Below are 16,282 nucleotides of genomic sequence, written 5' to 3' on the forward strand. Positions count from 1 at the left end.
GATGAGAGACTGGACCGGAAAACGCTATTGGCTTGTGGGCGCCTCTGAAGGGCTGGGGCTGGCCCTTGCGCAAATGCTGTCCCGTGCCGGGGCCGAGGTGATCCTGTCCGCCCGCTCGCAAGACCGGCTGGATGCAGCCGTGGCCACATTGGCCGGCAAGGGCAGCGCCGTTGCCTGTGACGTTGCTGACCGTGCTTCGGTGCAAGCGGCGGCGGATCAGATCGGCCCGGTTGATGGTGTGGTCTATCTGGCCGGTGTCTACTGGCCCACCAAGGCGCAGGAGTGGAAGGCCGAAGAGGTCGAGGCGATGTGCGACGTCAACTTCACCGGTTGCGCCCGCGTGATCGGCGCGGTGCTGCCCGGCATGGTGGCGCGCGGCAGCGGGCATGTGGTCATCACCGGCTCGCTTTCGGGCTTTCGCGGATTGCCGGGATCCATCGGCTATACCGCGTCCAAGGCCGGGGTCATGTCGCTGGCGGAATGCCTCTACGCCGATCTGCGTGACTCTGGCATTGATGTGCAGGTGGCCAATCCCGGCTTCATCCGCACCCGCCTGACCGACAAGAATGAATTCACCATGCCCTTCCTGATGGAACCGGACCAGGCCGCGCGCGAGATGTTCGAACATATGAACAGCGATTCGTTCAAGAAAAGCTTCCCGCTGGTGTTTTCCTGGGTGTTCAGACTGTCGCAATTCCTGCCCGACTGGGCCTATTACCGGATCTTCGCCCGCAAATAGCGCCCTGTCAGGCAGCAATCAGCGTGGCGATGAAAAACCCATCCATCCCGCCCCAGTAATCAGGGCGCAGCCGGACCCCGCCCTGTGCTGTCACCCATTCCGGTGGCAACCACGGCAGGGCAGGGGGCACAACCTTCAGCGACGGATGGCGCAGCAGCGCCGCCGTCAGCTGATCCTCGCCCTCCGCGGGCAGCAGCGAACAGGTGCAATAGACCAGCCGGCCGCCGGGTTTCAGCCAGCCAAGCGCCCGGTCCAGCAGGGCGGCCTGCAACGCGACCAACCCCTCAACCTCTGATCCGTCCTTGATGAAGGGCAGGTCTGGGTGGCGGCGCAGCGTGCCCGTTGCCGAACAGGGTGCGTCCAGCAGGATCGCGTCAAACCCTGCATCGGGGTGCCAATGCAGCGCATCGGCCACCACCAGCTGCGCGCTCAGCCCGGTGCGGGCCAGGTTTTCCGCAACCCGCGCCATGCGCGGGGCCGAGATATCCAGCGCCGTCACCACCGCCCCGGCATCTGCCAATTGCAGCGTCTTGCCCCCCGGCGCGGCGCAGACATCCAGCACCGCCTCACCCTTTTGCACGCCCATCAGCCGCACGGCCATGGCAGCGGCCGCATCCTGCACCCACCAGTCGCCCTGGTCATATCCCGGCAACTGCGTGATCTGACCCGGCGCTGCCAGACGGATGCTGCCCGACGGCAACCTCGTGCCCTCCGGCAAGGCCAGCGCCCCGGCTTTCGGCGTCACGTCCACCGGGGGCACTTGCGCCTGCACCGCCTCGATGGCGTTCACCGCGTCGCGCCCATGGGCATGAACCAAGGGCTGGCGAATCCAGCGTGGCATCTGCGGCGCGGGCAGCGCGGACAGATCCAGCGTCTCCGGCAGGGCCCGCAGCACCGCATTCACCAGACCCGACAGATGGGTGGTGCGTTTGCCGCGCCGTGCCAGCGCCACCGCCTCATTCACCACGCCATGGGCTGCCGCGCCATCGGCGCGCTCCCACACCGCCAGCCGCAGGATGTTCAGCACCGCCAAAGGCGGCGTCTTGCGCAACAAGGGCCGCAACACCCGGTCAATCCGGTCCAGCTGGCGCAGCACCTGCGCCGCCAGACGTTCGGCCCGCGCCCGGTCCGGCCCCGACAGACCCTCGGGCAGCACCACCTGTGACAGCATCTGCCCGTCGCCCAGAACCGCGTTCAGCACCCCCACGGCGGCGCTGCGTGCGGTCACGCTGTCTGATCCGGCTTTCATCCTGCGACGTCCCTGCTTCTTGTCTCGCTGGCCAAAGGCCGTATATCAAGAACCACAGACAGGAAAGCCGCCATGACCGATACAGACGCCACGCCAGACCTTCCCCCCGCTGCACAGCGCGCCCTTGCCGAAGCGGCAGAGCGTCGGCGGCAGGCCGAAGCCTTGGTGCTGCCAACGGAACTTGGGGGCCGCAAGGGCCCCGAACCCGTCCGCTACGGCGACTGGGAGAAAAAGGGTCTGGCCATCGATTTTTGATCCTGCTGCGGCTCAGCGCAAGCGGAAGGACGCCGAACTGCCCGCACCCTTGTCGACGGTAAAGCGAAGGTCACGCCCATCCCGTGTCTCGACCAGCTGACAGTTGAACGGAATCGCATAGCCGCTCCAGTCCATGTCGCGGCAGAAATACCCGTCTTCCCAGCGCCAGGTGCCACTGATGGCCCAGCCCAGGGCGGTGCCGTTGATCTTGCCGTCCGGCGTGACCTTCAGGGTCAGATTGTACAGCCCGATGCGCAGATCCTTGTCCTTGACCAGCGAGAGGAACTGATCCTTGTCGCGCACCGGTGAATAATCGTTGGCCTGCGCCAGACCGGGCAGGATCACCATCAGGACCGCAAACAGAAACCGTCGCATTCTTTGCCCCCGTGTTCAACGCATCTGGTATACGCAGGCTTGCAGGTTTTGGTTCACAACGGATGAATTATATACCCAGAACATCCATCATATCATAGTGCCCGGGTTTCTGGTCCTGCCCCCACAACGCCGCGCGCAGCGCACCCCGGGCAAAAATCGCCCGGTCGGTGGCCAGATGGCGCAGCACGATCCGCTCGCCATCGGCGGCAAAGATCACATCATGTTCGCCCACCACATCACCGCCGCGAATCGCCGAAAACCCGATGGTTCCCCGCTCCCTTGCGCCGGTCATTCCGTCGCGGCCCGACACCATGGCCGCGTCCAGCGTGACCCCGCGCCCCTCTGCCGCGGCCTGCCCCAGCATCAGGGCGGTGCCCGAGGGCGCATCCACCTTCATCCGGTGATGCGCCTCCACCACCTCGACATCCCAATCGGCATCCAGCGCCTGCGCCACCTTCTGCGTCAGCCGGACCAGCAGGTTCACCCCCAGGCTCATGTTGCCGGCCCGCACGATCACCGCATGCCGCGCCGCCGCCTCAAGGGCCGCGATATCCGCAGCGGTCAGCCCGGTGGTGCCGATCACATGCACCGCCCGGGCCTGCGCGGCCAGAGCGGCAAATTCCACGCTGGCGGCGGGCGCGGTAAAGTCGATCACGCCCTGCGCCTGCGCAAAAACCTCGAGCGGGTCATCGGTCACCAACACGCCCAAAGGGCTGCCGCCCAGACAGTCGCCCGCATCGCGCCCGATCCAGGCGTGGCCCGGTCGTTCCAGACAGCCCACCAGTCGCGCCTTGCCCGACCCGGCAATCGTGCGGATCAGCATCTGCCCCATCCGGCCCGACGCCCCTGTCACCACCAACCCCGGCAGATTCTGCATGGTCATTTCCTTTTTGCCGCCCGTTCCGCCGGCGCGGTGTAGCGCGAAGGCGCGCGGGGCAAAAGCCCGCCGTTGCGGGGCGATCAAAAACAGCTTACATGCCCCGCTATGTCGAACAAACGCAATTCTCAGGGCGATGGCCCCAATCAACGCCAGCTGCGCGTCGGCGAACTGATCCGCCGGACGCTGGCCGATGTGCTCAACCGGGCCGAAATCCATGATCCCGACCTGAACCGCATGTCGATCACGGTGGGCGAAGTCTCGGTCTCCAATGACCTCAAGGTCGCCACGGTTTACGTGATGCCGTTGATGGGCTCTGTCCCGGTCGAAGACGCCATCGCGGCCCTCGCCCGGAACAAGGGTGAGCTGCGCCACCGCGTCGCGTCGCAACTGACGCTGAAATTCGCGCCCGATCTGCGCTTCCGCCCGGATGAAACCTTTGACCGGCTGGACGAAACCCGCCGCCTGTTCTCGGACCCGAAGGTGGTCAAGGATCTGTCCGCCCCGGATGAAGACGATGCTGCGCCAGAGGGTGGCACGCCCCCCGACCGGGACGCCTGAGCCGATGCTGCGCCTCGCCGCCCTCTTTGCGCTCCTGATGCCGCAGGTGGCTGGTGCCACCTCCTGCGAAACGGTGCGCTTTGAAGGCAGTTCTTTCACGATGTGCGAAGTGGGCACGGATGAGGATCTGCGCCTGTTCCACACCGGCCCCTCTGGCCCGCTGGGCAGCTTTTCTGCGGTGAACAACGCGCTGGCCGCCGAGGGCAAGACCCTGGGCTTTGCCATGAATGCGGGCATGTATCACGAGGATCGTGCGCCGGTGGGCCTGTTCGTCGAAAATGGCGTCGAGCAATCGGCCATTGTCACCGCCGAAGGTCCGGGCAATTTTGGCCTGCTGCCGAATGGCGTGTTCTGCATCGGTGACAGGTTCCGTGTGGTGGAAAGCCGCGCCTTTGCCGCCAACCCGCCCGCCTGCCGCTTTGCCACGCAATCCGGCCCGATGCTGGTCTTGGATGGCGCATTGCACCCCCGTCTGATTCCCGACAGTGACAGCACCTATATCCGCAATGGCGTGGGGGTCAGCGCCGATGGCGCGCGGGCCGTCTTCGTGATCTCGAATGATCAGGTGAACTTTCACCGCTTTGCGCGGTTTTTCCGCGACGCGCTGGGCCTGCCAGATGCGCTGTATTTCGACGGAAAGATCTCGCGGCTTTATGCGCCTTCCATCCGCCGCAACGATTTTGGCTTTGCCATGGGGCCGATGGTCGGCACCGTCATCAACAGGAACTGAGCCATGGGCCGTGTGAAAAAAGGCCGTGCCGTTTCCGGCTGGGTCATCATCGACAAGCCGGCGGGCGTCGGGTCGACCACGGTGGTCAACAAGGTGAAATGGGCGTTTCAGGCGCAAAAGGCCGGCCATGCCGGCACGCTGGACCCCGACGCCACCGGTGTGCTTGCCATTGCGCTGGGCGAGGCAACAAAGACCGTGCCCTTCGTCACCGACGGGCTCAAATGCTATCACTTCCGGGTGGTCTTCGGGGCCTCTACCAGCAGCGATGATGCCTCCGGCACCGTTCTGGACACCTGCGACCTGCGGCCTTCGGATGCGGAGATCGAGGCCGCGCTGGCCGCGTTCCGCGGCGATATATTGCAGGTACCGCCACAGGTGTCGGCGGTAAAGGTCGATGGGGAACGCGCCTATGATCTGGCGCGCGACGGGATCGAGATGGATCTGGTGGCCCGCCCCTTGTGGGTGGAAAAGCTCGCCATTCTGGCGCGACCGGATGCGGACCATGTCGATCTGGAAATGATCTGCGGCAAGGGCGGTTACGTGCGGTCCGTCGCGCGCGATCTGGGGCAGGCTTTGGGCTGCCTCGGCCATGTCGCCAGCCTGCGCCGGGTCTGGTCCGGCCCGTTCGATGCGGACGGGGCCACGACCATGGAAGAGATTGAGCGTCTGGCCCGCACGGAAGAGATCGACAGCCTGCTGCGCCCGCTGGAACTGGGCTTGACAGACCTGCCAGAACTGCCGGCCACGCCGGAAGGGGCGGCCCGCCTGCGCAACGGCAACCCCGGCATGGTGCTGGCCTCTTCGGTGGAATGGGGCGACGAGGCCTGGGCCAGCCATCAGGGCCGCGCCGTGGCCGTGGGGGTCTACAAGGCCGGAGAGCTGCACCCCAGCCGGGTGTTCAACCTGTAAACCGGGTGCCGCCGCGCGGGGCATCGAGCCCCGCCCGGCGGCGTTGCCACGGAAAGGCCGTCTGGTGGCGGTCTTGGCACGACTGTTGGCGCGCGCCGCGCAAGAGCATTTGGGAAAGCTGCAATGCACAGTGACGGACTGGTCGAGCGGGCACATCAGAAGGGCGATGCGGCGTCCGAGGCGGTGTATTCACCCTGCGAGCGCTATCGCTATCTGCTGACGCGGGTCTGGGACCTGGCCGGCGCACGGGCGCTGTTTGTGATGCTCAACCCTTCCACCGCCACAGAGGTGCAGAATGACCCCACGGTGGAGCGGTGCGAACGCAGGGCACGGGCACTGGGCTTTGGCAGCTTCCGGGTGGTGAACATCTTTGCCTTCCGCGCGACAGACCCCCGGGTCATGCGCGCAGCCCCCGATCCGGTGGGGCCGGGGAATGATGCGGCCATCCTGTCATCGGTGCTGGACTGGCAGCCTGACCGGGTGATTTGCGCCTGGGGGGGGCATGGGGCCTATCTGGGACGGGGCGATGCCGTGGCGCAGCTGTTGCGCGGCACTGGCCAGCCGCTGTGGCATCTGGGGCTGACCGCCGCGGGGCAGCCGAAACATCCGCTCTACATCGGCTATGCCGAACAGCCCAGGCTGTGGCATTAACCGGCGCGCAAGCTGATCTGTTCCAGGTCAAGCTCCGGCGCGTTGCGGATCAGCGCCACGGCGACGCCATCCAGCATCAGCGTCACATCCCCGGAGCCTTCCACCGGTTCAGCGCTCAGCACAGGGGCCGAATGCAGGCTGGCGTCGTAAATCAGCACCAGCTGGTCCTCTGCCGGGTTGTAATCGGCAATCTCGGCCAGTGGCAGGCCCGGCCCGAACTCCTGCAGCTGGAACAGATCCGCCCCCTCGCCGCCCGTGCCGATATCGCCGGGCCCGAGCGCCAGCAGATCATCGCCTGCGCCACCGTTCAGCCAGTCCGGCGCGCCGTCGCTGGCCCCTTCAGACCCGCCCCACAAGGTATCATGCCCGGCCCCGCCATCCAGCGTGTCGCGCCCGGCACCGCCCATCAGAACATCATCGCCCGCGCCCCCGGCCAGCCAGTCATGCCCGATGCCGCCGTCCAGCCTGTCCTGCCCTTCGCCGCCCAACAGAGTATCCGCCCCGCCGCCGCCAGACAGCCGGTCATCGCCGTCGCCCCCGGCCAGCTGATCCGCGCCCCGTCCTCCCGACAGCCGATCATCCCCCGCGCCGCCGTGCAGCACATCATCACCGCCCTGACCAGAGAGGCTGTCATCGCCCGCGCCGCCCTCCAGCCAATCGCGCCCCGCGCCGCCCGACAGCCGGTCATCACCGCCGCGCCCGGTCAGCTGATCGGCCCCGTCGCCGCCCCACAGCCGGTCCGCCGCGCCCCCGCCGCTCAGAATGTCGTCGCCCGCGCCGCCGGTCAGATCCAGCGGCACCGGCACCGGCTCGGCAAGATCATCCGACACCGGCATCCCGTCCGCGACAAAGCCCGAAGGCGTGCCCGCGCCGATGCCGGCATCCAACTCCCTGCCCAGAAGCGGCGCGTCCGCGTCCTCCTCCGCATCGGCACCATCCTCCGCCTCATCCGGCGGGTCAGCATCGCGGGTCAGGCTCTCTGCCACGATCCCCGCACCAAGCGCCCCCATAATCGCCAGCAAAGCCAACATGACCCGTCCCCCTGACGCTGCCCGGTCTGCTCTGCCCGGTCCCTGGTCTGCCCTGCCGCTCAGGGCCTGCGCTGAAAAACCATGCGCGCCCCTTTGGCACAGGCCTCTCCCTGCGCCCAGACCATGACCCTAGAATCTTGATCCGTCGTTAACGCAGCCCCGGCCCGGGCCACAGGGGGGCTTTCCTTCGCGCGCGATTTCCCCTATACGCGCGCATCCCCCGGATTTCGGGGGGCCTATGGGTCTTGCTGGACGACATCCCGGCCTGCACCTCCACCCTTCTGCACAAGGAGATTTCCGATGTCGATCACCGTCGAAGAAAAAGCTCGCCTGATCAAGGAATACGCCACCAAAGAGAACGACACCGGCTCGCCGGAAGTTCAGGTGGCCATCCTGTCGTCGCGCATCGCGACCCTGACCGAGCATTTCAAGAGCCACAAGAAAGACAACCACTCGCGTCGTGGTCTTTTGATGATGGTCGCCCAGCGCCGCAAGCTGCTGGACTATCTGAAAGCCAAGGAAGAGTCCCGCTACACCGCCCTGATCGCCCGCCTCGGCCTGCGCCGCTGAGCGGAGCCGGGTAAGGTTTGCGGAACGCCCGCCCCGAAAGGGGTGGGCGTTTTGCGTTTGGGGGTGGACCTTCAGCGCGCTGTCTTTTTTAATAACCTTAGGAATCAAAACCCGAACGCAAGTTTATCGTAGAATGAGCATAGTTTTCTGTAGAAAGACGAGTATGGATCGATGAAATCACTCGGCTTGTGGTTTAGAATGAATTCCCGTAGAGCAGTGAGGTCTACATCTTTTGGGTCTTGATGGGGAATAAAAATTGCGACTTTTTCTGTAGCGGCATCTGCAATAATTTCAGCGGTTGTTTTTCCGGCCCAGTATTTTTCGTACTGGCCTTTGTAGGAAGGCAGCGCATAACTTTTTTTGCAATTTTTTCACAGACAGCGCGTACGGACGTATAAGGCGATCCTTTTAGATCCTCTGCGTTATTTATTCCAGCATCGCGAAGATATCGGAAAACAGGTATAAAGGTCGTGCTCGATCTCCGAAATATTGGGAAAGCAAGCCTAAGAAGTTTGTCTGAGTCAAAGACAGATTTGTCCTTGGCGAAATCGGTGTATATGTCAGAAAGATTAATGCCTTGGTAGCCACTCTCCGCGAGTGCCTTCTCCTCTTGCTCGGCGAGTTTTTCCTTCATATGAGATTGAGCTTGAGCAACACCTACGCCAACAACAAATTCCACTTCCTCGCTGGTGTCCAGTTCGTCAATATCGATTACTGACATTTTTTTCTCTGGATGCTCAGCTTTTACAAGCTCATACATTTGCTCCTTGCAGTATCGTAGTATGCGGGCGGGGATTTTTCTCTTATTTTCACAAATCGCGGCATAAACTTTAGAGAAATCATCTGTCTCAAGAACGGTGGCCGCAATGTTTCTCCCGCCCTCGCTAAATGTGAACTTTTGAACGGAATCTTCTTTTTCGTGTGCGCGTCGAATGAAAATAAGATTCTCACTGAATTGCTCCAATTTCTCTGGTGTGAGGCACTGCGCTATTGAAAATATGATAGATTGAATGTGAGGGTCTGTGACGGAGTATCCGACAAAGAAAATTGGATGCTCAATAAACAAAGTGATAAGTTTCGCTGCTAGATAGGGATTCTTCCCCTCGAAATTTTCATAGTCCTCTGCAGTCAGTACGAGACTCTTAGGTCTGCTTGCGCAACCATGAATTTTATATATTTCCGCAATGGCTTGCGGATTTGAGAATAATAACTCTTCTTGTCCAACGAACACACGGTACTCAGGGAATATTTCTTCAAGGAGGAAGTCCCAATTTGTTGTAATGATGCCATCGACATTGATTTCCTTCAATATGGACAACTCTTTTTGAATATAGTCTGCAGCGACTCCAGAGGTATCGACATCGGACAAATACTCGCATATCTCATTTTTTAATGCATCAGAAACTGACTTTGTGGTGCTCTTGTATTTTTCTCTAGACCCGGCATACTTAGCGTCTTTCCACCATACTTCATGAAAATCCTTTGCTATAAGTCCTGCAGCTTCCGGCAAGTTCCCATTTGCGGTAGCTGAATAATAGTCAAAATCACCGATTCGCTCGCAGAAGCGAGAAAGAAGGCCCCGCCAATCCTCCAAGCCGAGGTATCTTCTTGAAAAACCAGAACCCACGAAGAGAAATGGCGATCCAGGCTTTGATTTAAGTAGTTTTGTCGTTTCTTCTTTCAGGTTTACCATTCGCTCCGCGCTTTCTAAAAGACTTCAGTGCTCGCTGGTTTCAGGACAGTTTTGAACGCGAACGTGCAGTTGAGGATAAATTGGACTTTCGCAAACAATGTATCAATGTCAACTCAAGATGGTCCAGAGTGTCGCGCGACTAATGGAGGCTGAACTAACTTGCGGCGCAGAACGCTGAAGATGCGCTCCATAGTGTTATTCTATTGCGCTTTGTGTCCGCTGTACTGCGACGGAAGGACCGACAGTCTTCTTCCCCCATCAATCTTTAACAACCCCTTAAACCCCACACCCTAACCCCTTGATATCCCTTACTCCACCCTCTTGTAACACAGTGAGCACCACGCCTGCCCCTTGCATCCTTGCCCCCTTCAAGCTAACCCAAACCCGCATATTCCAGGGGGACGCGCGATGGACCTGACCACCCTTCGGGGCAAGTATATTGAGGCCGTGGCCGGTGCGGCCTCCGAGGCGGCGCTGGAAGAGGTGCGGCTGGCGGCCCTTGGCAAGAAGGGCGAGATCTCGGCGCTGATGGCGACCCTCGGCCGCATGGACCCCGAGGAACGCAAGGCCGCCGGGGCCGCGATGAACAGCCTGCGCGATGAAATCGACGCCGCCCTGCGCGCCAAGAAGGCGGGCCTCGCCGACGCCGCCCTGAACGACCGGCTGCGCTCGGAATGGCTGGACGTGACCCTGCCCGGCCGCCCCCGCCCGCGCGGCACCATCCATCCCGTCAGCCAGGTGATGGAAGAGCTGACCGCCATCTTTGCCGACATGGGCTTTGCCGTGGCCGAAGGCCCGCAGGTCGAAAGCGACTGGTACAATTTCGACGCGCTGAACATCCCCCCCGAACACCCCGCACGGCAAGAGCATGACACCTTCTTCATGCACCGGGCGGACGGCGACACCCGCCCCCCCCATGTGCTGCGCACCCACACCAGCCCGGTGCAGATCCGGGCGATGATGGACCAGGGCGTGCCGCTGCGGGTGATCGCGCCGGGCCGGGTCTACCGGATGGACATGGACCAGACCCATACGCCGATGTTCCACCAGGTCGAAGGCATCGCCATCGACCGCAACATCAGCATGGCCAACCTCAAATGGACGCTGGAAGAATTCTGCCGCGCGTTCTTTGAGGTGGACAAGGTGGAACTGCGGTTCCGCGCGTCACATTTCCCTTTCACGGAACCGTCGGCCGAGGTCGATATCCGCTACTCCAACGTCGGCGGCCAGCTGCGGATCGGCGAGGGCGACAAGTGGATGGAGATCCTCGGGTCCGGCATGATGCACCCCAAGGTGCTGCAGGCGGCGGGGGTGAACCCCGATGAATGGCAGGGCTTTGCCTTTGGCATGGGGATCGACCGGATCGCCATGCTGAAATACGGCATCCCCGACTTGCGGGCGTTTTTCGAGTCCGACCTGCGCTGGCTGCGCCACTACGGCTTTGCCGCGCTCGACATGCCTGATCTGGCCGGCGGCCTTTCCCGCTGAGCGGCCCTAGGGGCGCCGCGCCACACCCTCTGTCAGTGTATGCGCCTCCTGCGCGGCAAGGATAAAGCACAGCGCCGTGATCCCGATCATCAGGATCAAGGCCCAGGGCGATCTGGGGCGGCGTGACTTGGGTTTGTTGTGCATCGGATCCATCATGATCCGGAGCTAGCGCGTGGTCGTAGCAAAAATGTGGCGAACTCCCCCGATTTGAGAGGACAACGCGTTTCTGGGCCGGAAACCCCCTCCGCCCGGCTTTCCCTTGGGATCGCTTTGCGATAAGCCCGGGCGCAGGAAATCCAAGGGATATCACGATGAAATTCACCCTCTCCTGGCTCAAGGATCATCTCGACACCGCAGCGTCGCTTGATGACATTCTCTATGCCCTGACCGATCTGGGGCTGGAAGTGGAGGAGGTGGTCAACCCCGCCGCCAAGCTGGCAAGTTTCACCATTGCAAAGGTGCTTGCGGCAGAGCAGCACCCCGATGCCGACCGGCTGCGGGTCTGCAGCGTGCTGACGGATGAGGGGGAAAAGCAGATCGTCTGTGGCGCTCCCAATGCGCGTGCCGGGATCACGGTGGTTCTGTGCAAGCCGGGTGACCATGTGCCGGGCATTGATACCACGCTGGGTGTGGGCAAGATCCGGGGCGTCGAGTCGCATGGCATGATGGCGTCCGAGCGCGAGTTGGAGCTGTCTGACGAACATAATGGCATCATCGAATTGCCGTCGGGTGAGGTGGGGCAGCGGTTCATTGACTGGCTCGCTGCGCACCGGCCTGATGCGGTGGACCCGATGGTTCACGTCAAGGTCACGCCCAACCGGCCCGATGCGCTGGGGGTGCGTGGCATCGCCCGCGATCTTGCGGCGCGGGGAATCGGCACCTTGAAGCCCCTGACCATTCCGCAGATTGACGGGCAGTTCGACTGCCCGGTTGTGGTGCAGATCGACCCGGCGCTGAAGGCGAAGGGCTGCCCGCATTTTGCCGGCCGCCTGATCAGGGGGGTTACCAACGGCCCGTCTCCGGCCTGGCTGCAGCAGCGGCTGAAGGCGATTGGCTTGCGCCCAATTTCGGCGCTGGTGGACATTACCAACTATTTTACCTTTGGCCTGAACCGCCCGCTGCACGTCTTTGATGCGGCCAAGGTCAAGGGCGCGCTGCGCATTCATCCCGCCGAGGGGGGGGAGCAGATGCTGGCCCTGGATGGCAAGACCTATACGCTGCGTCCGGGGATGATGGCGATTTCGGATGATGTCGGGGTAGAGTCTTTGGCCGGGATCATGGGCGGTGAGGTGTCGGGCTGCACGCCGGAGACCACCGATGTGTTCCTTGAATCTGCCTGGTGGGATCCGATCACCATTGCCGCCACGGGCCGGGCGCTGAAGATCAACTCCGATGCGCGCTATCGCTTTGAACGTGGGGTCGATCCAGCCTTCACGCTGCCGGGGTTGGACCTTGCGACCCAGATGGTTCTGGACCTGTGCGGCGGCACGCCAAGCCATCTTGCACAGGATGGCGGGCCGATCGACACCAAGCGCGCCTATCGCCTGACTCCGGCGCGGGTGATTTCGCTGGTCGGGATGGATATCCCCGAAGCAGAGCAGCGGGCCACGCTAGAGGCGCTTGGCTTCACGCTCAACGGCGATATGGCCACCCCGCCAAGCTGGCGCCCGGATGTGCTGGGCGAGGCGGATCTGATCGAAGAGGTTGCTCGTGTCGCCTCGCTTACCAAACTGGTCGGGACGCCCTTGCCACGCGTCTTGGCCGGAGTCCCAAAGCCGATCCTGACGCCGCTGCAACAGCGCGAACGCAGTGCACGCCGCACGATTGCGGCGCTGGGGTATAATGAATGCGTGACCTATAGTTTCATCGATGAAGCGGCGGCAAAACTGTTCGGCGGCGGTGAAGATGCGGTGCGGGTGGATAACCCGATCTCGTCAGAGATGAGCCACCTGCGCCCCGACCTGCTGCCCGGTCTGCTCCGCGCGGCAGCCCGCAATCAGGCGCGTGGCTTCATGGATCTGTCGTTGGCGGAAATCGGCCCGGCTTTCTTTGGTGGTGAGCCGGGCGAGCAGCACCTGCAAGCCACCGGTCTGCTCATCGGGCATGTGGCGCCGCGGGATCCCTATGGCAGCCGCCGTCCGGTGGATGTCTTCGACGCCAAGGCCGATGCCGAAGCGGTGCTGTCCGCGCTTGGCGCGCCTGCGCGTGTGCAGATCACCCGCAAGGTGGCAGGGTGGTGGCATCCGGGCCGGTCGGGTGTGATTGGCCTTGGACCGAATGTGCTGGCGACCTTTGGCGAGGTTCACCCGAAGGTTCTGGCCGAAATGGGGATCAAGGGGGCGGCGGTGGCCTTTACCATTCTGGTCGCCAATATCCCATATCCCAAGGTGAAAACCCCCACCCGCCCGGCGCTGACCATCAGCGATCTGCAGGCGGTTGACCGAGATTTCGCCTTTGTGGTCGACAAGGAAGTTGAAGGTCTGACGGCGGTGAATGCGGCGCTTGGGGCGGACAAGACCCTGATTGCATCCGTGCGGATCTTTGACCAGTTCACCGGTGACAAGGCCGAGGCGCAAATGGGCGCGGGCAAGAAATCCATCGCCCTGACCGTGCGGTTGCAGCCAACAGACAAGACTTTGACCGAGGCCGAGATCGAGTCGGTGTCGGCGCGGGTAATTGACAAGGTGACCAAGGCCACCGGTGGTGCCCTGCGGGGCTGATCGGGCGCTCTGTCGGAAGGGGACGAAGAAACCGCCGCGCAGTCCTGCTGCGCGGCGGTTTCAGTCTGCAGCACAACCTGTGTGGCCTATCTGCGCGGCTTTCGGCGCCAGGTTGCCAGCCAGGCGTTGATGCGGCCAAAGACGCCCTTTGCCCGATCACGTGCAGCATCGGCGCGCGCATCAACCGAGTCCCATACCTCGCCCGCATCTGTCAGGACCGGGTCGATCGCCCGTTCGCGGAACTGCGCCCACATGCGCCAAAGCAGCAGCGCGACCAATCCCAGAAAGACGAAGAAAAAGATATTGAACCAGGGTATGATCGTCACATCCGGACCCTCGACCGGGCGGATGCCCACCGCGTTCGGGAAGATCGAAATCAGCTCGTTCCGCCAGCCATAATGCGTGATCACTGCCCATTTCGGCACTTCGGCATTTGACTTCAGATCATCGGCTTCGGTTTGCAGGCTGGCCGTATCAAATTTGAAATAAGGCGGCCAGCGCCAGCCGGTATCTTCGTTGCGATAGACCATTGGCCTGCCGTTAGGCCGGACAGATTGGATGAACTGCACATCGCGGCTTGCAAGAGTGCCGGACTGATCATCGGGCTGTGACCAGAACATGCTGGTCCAGTCGTTCAGATCCTGCCGTTCCTGATAGGTGCCGACGATGCGCACCACATCATGCTGAGGCAAGGTGTAGTGCAGGAACGATCCGAAGATCACAAAGATCATGGCCCAGAAGGCCCATTTTACATATCGCATCACACCCTCATGCGTAATTCACTAGATATAAGAGCGTGCCGATGGCAAGGAAAGGCAGCACGACCACGCCCCACAAAAGTTTGCGCCGCAGGCTGCCTTCATAGGCTGACATGCCCTCTTCGATGAAAGCACGGCGCATCGCATCTGTGGCCCCTTCCGGCGGATCAGCATCCCATTGTTTTTCCAAGGCTTCGCGGCGCACAGACCGGGAATAGATCAACAATGACCAGTAGGCGATGGCGGCAAAGGCCGACCAGAACACCAGCAGCCGCAGAAACCCTATCATCGCCGCCCCCGTGCCTTGCCCCATGGACCCGCCACCGGGCCAAGATCGCGGGCCGGTTTCAGGTTGGGCCGCGGATCGTCATCCATTCCCGGTTCGGGCCCGAACAGAGCCAGGCGGGCACCCTGCTTGTCGACCGCATACTCGCGTGCCAGAAACTCCGCCACATAGTGCCGTTTGCGGTCGGACCAGCGGGCGTAGCTGGCATAGAACAGCTCTTTGTGTACGATAAACATCTGGCGCACATCCATCGGGGCCAATTCGGACAGCAGCATGTTGACCAGGTCGCGGTCTTTGTGCGGTCGCGCCCGCAAGGTGTAGAAATAGGCAGGGTGTTCGCTGGTGATCCGCGGCCATGTGCCGCCCGCCTCTATCCAGCGCAAGAGGGCGGCAAGGGCCTGAAATTCGGCGGGCAGGTCGCCGCCAAGGGTATGGGCGATCTTGCGCAGCTCGGTCCGCCGCGCGTCTCCGATATCAAGGTTCAGCCTGTCCGCCGCCTCGACCAGGATGAAATCCATCTTTTGACGGATCACTGCTGCGGCATCCATGCCGCGGGCCTGAACGATGGGCTCGGCCAGTTGGTTCCGCTCCAGCCAGTCGGCAATCTGGTTGCGCAGGGACAGGTCGAACACCGGCAAGACCGGCCCCGCCCCGAGGGTTTCGCGCGGCTGGGCAGAGATGACGGCAGGCGCGGCCACGTCGCGGAACACATACAAGCCGCCGAAATGGCTGGTCCAGAAATTCGGCTGCTCGAACACCATCTTTGGCAGGTGGACAGGCACCCGCGTCACATCACCGGTTTTCTGGGCAAGGCTGATCATTTTGGCAATCAAAAGATCATCGCGCCAGCCATCCGGTTCTTGCCGGAACCGGTTGATCAGCGCGGCCAGCTTGCCCGCATCGGCGACATGACCACCGATTGTATCGGCCTCGACCGTGATGCGGCGGATGTCGAGCAGCTTGGCGGGGGTCGAGAGTTCATAGACCGAGTTCTGCAATTCCCCCGCCACCGCATCGCGGGCGGTCAGGGCAAAAAGCTGCGCCTCATTGGTGTCGATGAACTGACGGATGATCCCGCGGCTGGTTGAGAATTTGGCATTCAGCAAGGGCGCAGTCTTCTGCGCCGTGGTCAGCAGGATGAACTGCCGGTTGGCCCCGTTGGGGTTGAGATAAAGATCATCCCCCAACTCTGCCCCGATTTCCGGCGAATAGCCGGAGATGTCGATGTGAAAGTCGGTAAGCGCGGTTTCCCGCCCGCACAGATGTTGCATCGCCCGCTTGTAGCGGTCGATGAGGGCAGGGGAGGTGACCTCAATCAGGTTGCCGAACATCAGCCCCTTTTCAATCAACCTACGCATCGGCTGATCCCGCGTTCATCTGGACAAAAGTT

General features: G+C 62.3%; 18 protein-coding genes. 9 read left to right on the forward strand and 9 right to left on the reverse strand.

Annotation, left to right across the window (positions count from 1 at the left end; genetic code table 11):
• Nucleotide 1 precedes the first annotated feature (1 nt).
• Nucleotides 2-739 (forward strand): SDR family NAD(P)-dependent oxidoreductase, encoded by a 738-nt coding sequence (locus CXR43_RS00815; protein ID WP_103332736.1) that lies wholly within the window; start codon nt 2-4, stop codon nt 737-739.
• Between the two features lie 7 nt (nt 740-746).
• Here CXR43_RS00815 and CXR43_RS00820 read toward each other — a convergent pair whose 3' ends face one another.
• On the reverse strand, nt 747-1,988 hold the full coding sequence (locus tag CXR43_RS00820) for an RsmB/NOP family class I SAM-dependent RNA methyltransferase (protein WP_103332159.1): 1,242 nt from the start codon (nt 1,986-1,988) through the stop codon (nt 747-749).
• A 72-nt stretch (nt 1,989-2,060) separates the two neighbouring features.
• Between CXR43_RS00820 and CXR43_RS00825 the strand changes: the two genes are divergently transcribed.
• Nucleotides 2,061-2,243: a DUF1674 domain-containing protein gene (locus tag CXR43_RS00825; protein WP_103332160.1), complete on the forward strand. Its 183-nt coding sequence runs from the start codon at nt 2,061-2,063 to the stop codon at nt 2,241-2,243.
• 12 nt (nt 2,244-2,255) lie between these two features.
• Here CXR43_RS00825 and CXR43_RS00830 read toward each other — a convergent pair whose 3' ends face one another.
• Together CXR43_RS00830 and dapB are read right to left on the reverse strand one after the other, a co-directional pair.
• Nucleotides 2,256-2,618, reverse strand: coding sequence for an MBL fold metallo-hydrolase (locus CXR43_RS00830; protein WP_103332161.1), 363 nt, complete (start codon nt 2,616-2,618; stop codon nt 2,256-2,258).
• A 67-nt stretch (nt 2,619-2,685) separates the two neighbouring features.
• Nucleotides 2,686-3,495, reverse strand: a complete 810-nt coding sequence (gene dapB, locus CXR43_RS00835; RefSeq protein WP_103332737.1) for a 4-hydroxy-tetrahydrodipicolinate reductase — start codon at nt 3,493-3,495, stop codon at nt 2,686-2,688.
• Nucleotides 3,496-3,603: 108 nt separating this feature from the next.
• Between dapB and rbfA the strand changes: the two genes are divergently transcribed.
• From rbfA to CXR43_RS00855, 4 genes are all read left to right on the forward strand, one after another.
• The gene (gene rbfA, locus CXR43_RS00840; RefSeq protein ID WP_103332162.1) at nt 3,604-4,056 is read left to right on the forward strand and encodes a 30S ribosome-binding factor RbfA; all 453 of its coding nucleotides are present in this window, start codon (nt 3,604-3,606) and stop codon (nt 4,054-4,056) included.
• A 4-nt stretch (nt 4,057-4,060) separates the two neighbouring features.
• Nucleotides 4,061-4,786 carry a phosphodiester glycosidase family protein gene (locus tag CXR43_RS00845; RefSeq protein ID WP_103332738.1) on the forward strand — a complete coding sequence of 242 codons (726 nt, stop codon included), beginning with the start codon at nt 4,061-4,063 and terminating at the stop codon, nt 4,784-4,786.
• A gap of 3 nt (nt 4,787-4,789) precedes the next feature.
• Nucleotides 4,790-5,695 (forward strand): tRNA pseudouridine(55) synthase TruB, encoded by a 906-nt coding sequence (truB, locus tag CXR43_RS00850; protein ID WP_103332163.1) that lies wholly within the window; start codon nt 4,790-4,792, stop codon nt 5,693-5,695.
• Nucleotides 5,696-5,818: 123 nt separating this feature from the next.
• Nucleotides 5,819-6,346, forward strand: coding sequence for a DUF1643 domain-containing protein (locus CXR43_RS00855; RefSeq protein WP_435530774.1), 528 nt, complete (start codon nt 5,819-5,821; stop codon nt 6,344-6,346).
• On the opposite strand, the gene CXR43_RS00860 is transcribed toward CXR43_RS00855, so the two are convergent.
• On the reverse strand, nt 6,343-7,377 hold the full coding sequence (locus CXR43_RS00860) for a calcium-binding protein (protein WP_103332164.1): 1,035 nt from the start codon (nt 7,375-7,377) through the stop codon (nt 6,343-6,345). The genes CXR43_RS00855 and CXR43_RS00860 overlap by 4 nt on opposite strands.
• Nucleotides 7,378-7,677: 300 nt before the next feature.
• Here CXR43_RS00860 and rpsO point away from each other — a divergent pair, with 300 nt between their 5' ends.
• The gene (gene rpsO / locus CXR43_RS00865; protein ID WP_103332165.1) at nt 7,678-7,947 is read left to right on the forward strand and encodes a 30S ribosomal protein S15; all 270 of its coding nucleotides are present in this window, start codon (nt 7,678-7,680) and stop codon (nt 7,945-7,947) included.
• Nucleotides 7,948-8,170: 223 nt separating this feature from the next.
• Here rpsO and CXR43_RS00870 read toward each other — a convergent pair whose 3' ends face one another.
• On the reverse strand, nt 8,171-9,640 hold the full coding sequence (locus tag CXR43_RS00870; protein WP_103332166.1) for an SIR2 family protein: 1,470 nt from the start codon (nt 9,638-9,640) through the stop codon (nt 8,171-8,173).
• Nucleotides 9,641-10,048: 408 nt separating this feature from the next.
• Between CXR43_RS00870 and pheS the strand changes: the two genes are divergently transcribed.
• Nucleotides 10,049-11,128 carry a phenylalanine--tRNA ligase subunit alpha gene (gene pheS / locus CXR43_RS00875; protein WP_103332167.1) on the forward strand — a complete coding sequence of 360 codons (1,080 nt, stop codon included), beginning with the start codon at nt 10,049-10,051 and terminating at the stop codon, nt 11,126-11,128.
• A gap of 6 nt (nt 11,129-11,134) precedes the next feature.
• Here pheS and CXR43_RS17800 read toward each other — a convergent pair whose 3' ends face one another.
• On the reverse strand, nt 11,135-11,272 hold the full coding sequence (locus CXR43_RS17800) for a hypothetical protein (protein WP_168219716.1): 138 nt from the start codon (nt 11,270-11,272) through the stop codon (nt 11,135-11,137).
• A 167-nt stretch (nt 11,273-11,439) separates the two neighbouring features.
• On the opposite strand from CXR43_RS17800, the gene pheT reads away from it, so the two are divergent.
• Nucleotides 11,440-13,848 (forward strand): phenylalanine--tRNA ligase subunit beta, encoded by a 2,409-nt coding sequence (pheT, locus tag CXR43_RS00880; RefSeq protein WP_103332168.1) that lies wholly within the window; start codon nt 11,440-11,442, stop codon nt 13,846-13,848.
• An 86-nt stretch (nt 13,849-13,934) separates the two neighbouring features.
• Here the strand turns inward: pheT and CXR43_RS00885 are convergent, their stop codons facing one another.
• From CXR43_RS00885 to CXR43_RS00895, 3 genes are read right to left on the reverse strand one after another with little or no spacing between them, the layout of a single operon-like run.
• On the reverse strand, nt 13,935-14,609 hold the full coding sequence (locus CXR43_RS00885; protein WP_103332169.1) for a DUF1523 family protein: 675 nt from the start codon (nt 14,607-14,609) through the stop codon (nt 13,935-13,937).
• A 7-nt stretch (nt 14,610-14,616) separates the two neighbouring features.
• On the reverse strand, nt 14,617-14,895 hold the full coding sequence (locus CXR43_RS00890; protein ID WP_103332740.1) for a hypothetical protein: 279 nt from the start codon (nt 14,893-14,895) through the stop codon (nt 14,617-14,619).
• Nucleotides 14,892-16,250, reverse strand: a complete 1,359-nt coding sequence (locus CXR43_RS00895; RefSeq protein WP_103332170.1) for a DUF6638 family protein — start codon at nt 16,248-16,250, stop codon at nt 14,892-14,894. Before CXR43_RS00895 ends, CXR43_RS00890 begins: the two co-directional genes overlap by 4 nt.
• Between the last annotated feature and the right edge of the window lie 32 nt (nt 16,251-16,282).

The organism is Pseudotabrizicola formosa (assembly GCF_002900965.1).
Taxonomy (GTDB): Bacteria; Pseudomonadota; Alphaproteobacteria; order Rhodobacterales; family Rhodobacteraceae; genus Pseudotabrizicola; species Pseudotabrizicola formosa.

Bases quoted from the DNA above. Each gene is read 5' to 3' on its own strand.
- CXR43_RS00815 (WP_103332736.1), top strand. From the start codon at position 2: ATGAGAGACTGGACCGGAAAACGCTATTGGCTTGTGGGCGCCTCTGAA.
- CXR43_RS00820 (WP_103332159.1), bottom strand. From the start codon at position 1,988: ATGAAAGCCGGATCAGACAGCGTGACCGCACGCAGCGCCGCCGTGGGG.
- CXR43_RS00825 (WP_103332160.1), top strand. From the start codon at position 2,061: ATGACCGATACAGACGCCACGCCAGACCTTCCCCCCGCTGCACAGCGC.
- CXR43_RS00830 (WP_103332161.1), bottom strand. From the start codon at position 2,618: ATGCGACGGTTTCTGTTTGCGGTCCTGATGGTGATCCTGCCCGGTCTG.
- dapB (WP_103332737.1), bottom strand. From the start codon at position 3,495: ATGCAGAATCTGCCGGGGTTGGTGGTGACAGGGGCGTCGGGCCGGATG.
- rbfA (WP_103332162.1), top strand. From the start codon at position 3,604: ATGTCGAACAAACGCAATTCTCAGGGCGATGGCCCCAATCAACGCCAG.
- CXR43_RS00845 (WP_103332738.1), top strand. From the start codon at position 4,061: ATGCTGCGCCTCGCCGCCCTCTTTGCGCTCCTGATGCCGCAGGTGGCT.
- truB (WP_103332163.1), top strand. From the start codon at position 4,790: ATGGGCCGTGTGAAAAAAGGCCGTGCCGTTTCCGGCTGGGTCATCATC.
- CXR43_RS00855 (WP_435530774.1), top strand. From the start codon at position 5,819: ATGCACAGTGACGGACTGGTCGAGCGGGCACATCAGAAGGGCGATGCG.
- CXR43_RS00860 (WP_103332164.1), bottom strand. From the start codon at position 7,377: ATGTTGGCTTTGCTGGCGATTATGGGGGCGCTTGGTGCGGGGATCGTG.
- rpsO (WP_103332165.1), top strand. From the start codon at position 7,678: ATGTCGATCACCGTCGAAGAAAAAGCTCGCCTGATCAAGGAATACGCC.
- CXR43_RS00870 (WP_103332166.1), bottom strand. From the start codon at position 9,640: ATGGTAAACCTGAAAGAAGAAACGACAAAACTACTTAAATCAAAGCCT.
- pheS (WP_103332167.1), top strand. From the start codon at position 10,049: ATGGACCTGACCACCCTTCGGGGCAAGTATATTGAGGCCGTGGCCGGT.
- CXR43_RS17800 (WP_168219716.1), bottom strand. From the start codon at position 11,272: ATGCACAACAAACCCAAGTCACGCCGCCCCAGATCGCCCTGGGCCTTG.
- pheT (WP_103332168.1), top strand. From the start codon at position 11,440: ATGAAATTCACCCTCTCCTGGCTCAAGGATCATCTCGACACCGCAGCG.
- CXR43_RS00885 (WP_103332169.1), bottom strand. From the start codon at position 14,609: ATGCGATATGTAAAATGGGCCTTCTGGGCCATGATCTTTGTGATCTTC.
- CXR43_RS00890 (WP_103332740.1), bottom strand. From the start codon at position 14,895: ATGATAGGGTTTCTGCGGCTGCTGGTGTTCTGGTCGGCCTTTGCCGCC.
- CXR43_RS00895 (WP_103332170.1), bottom strand. From the start codon at position 16,250: ATGCGTAGGTTGATTGAAAAGGGGCTGATGTTCGGCAACCTGATTGAG.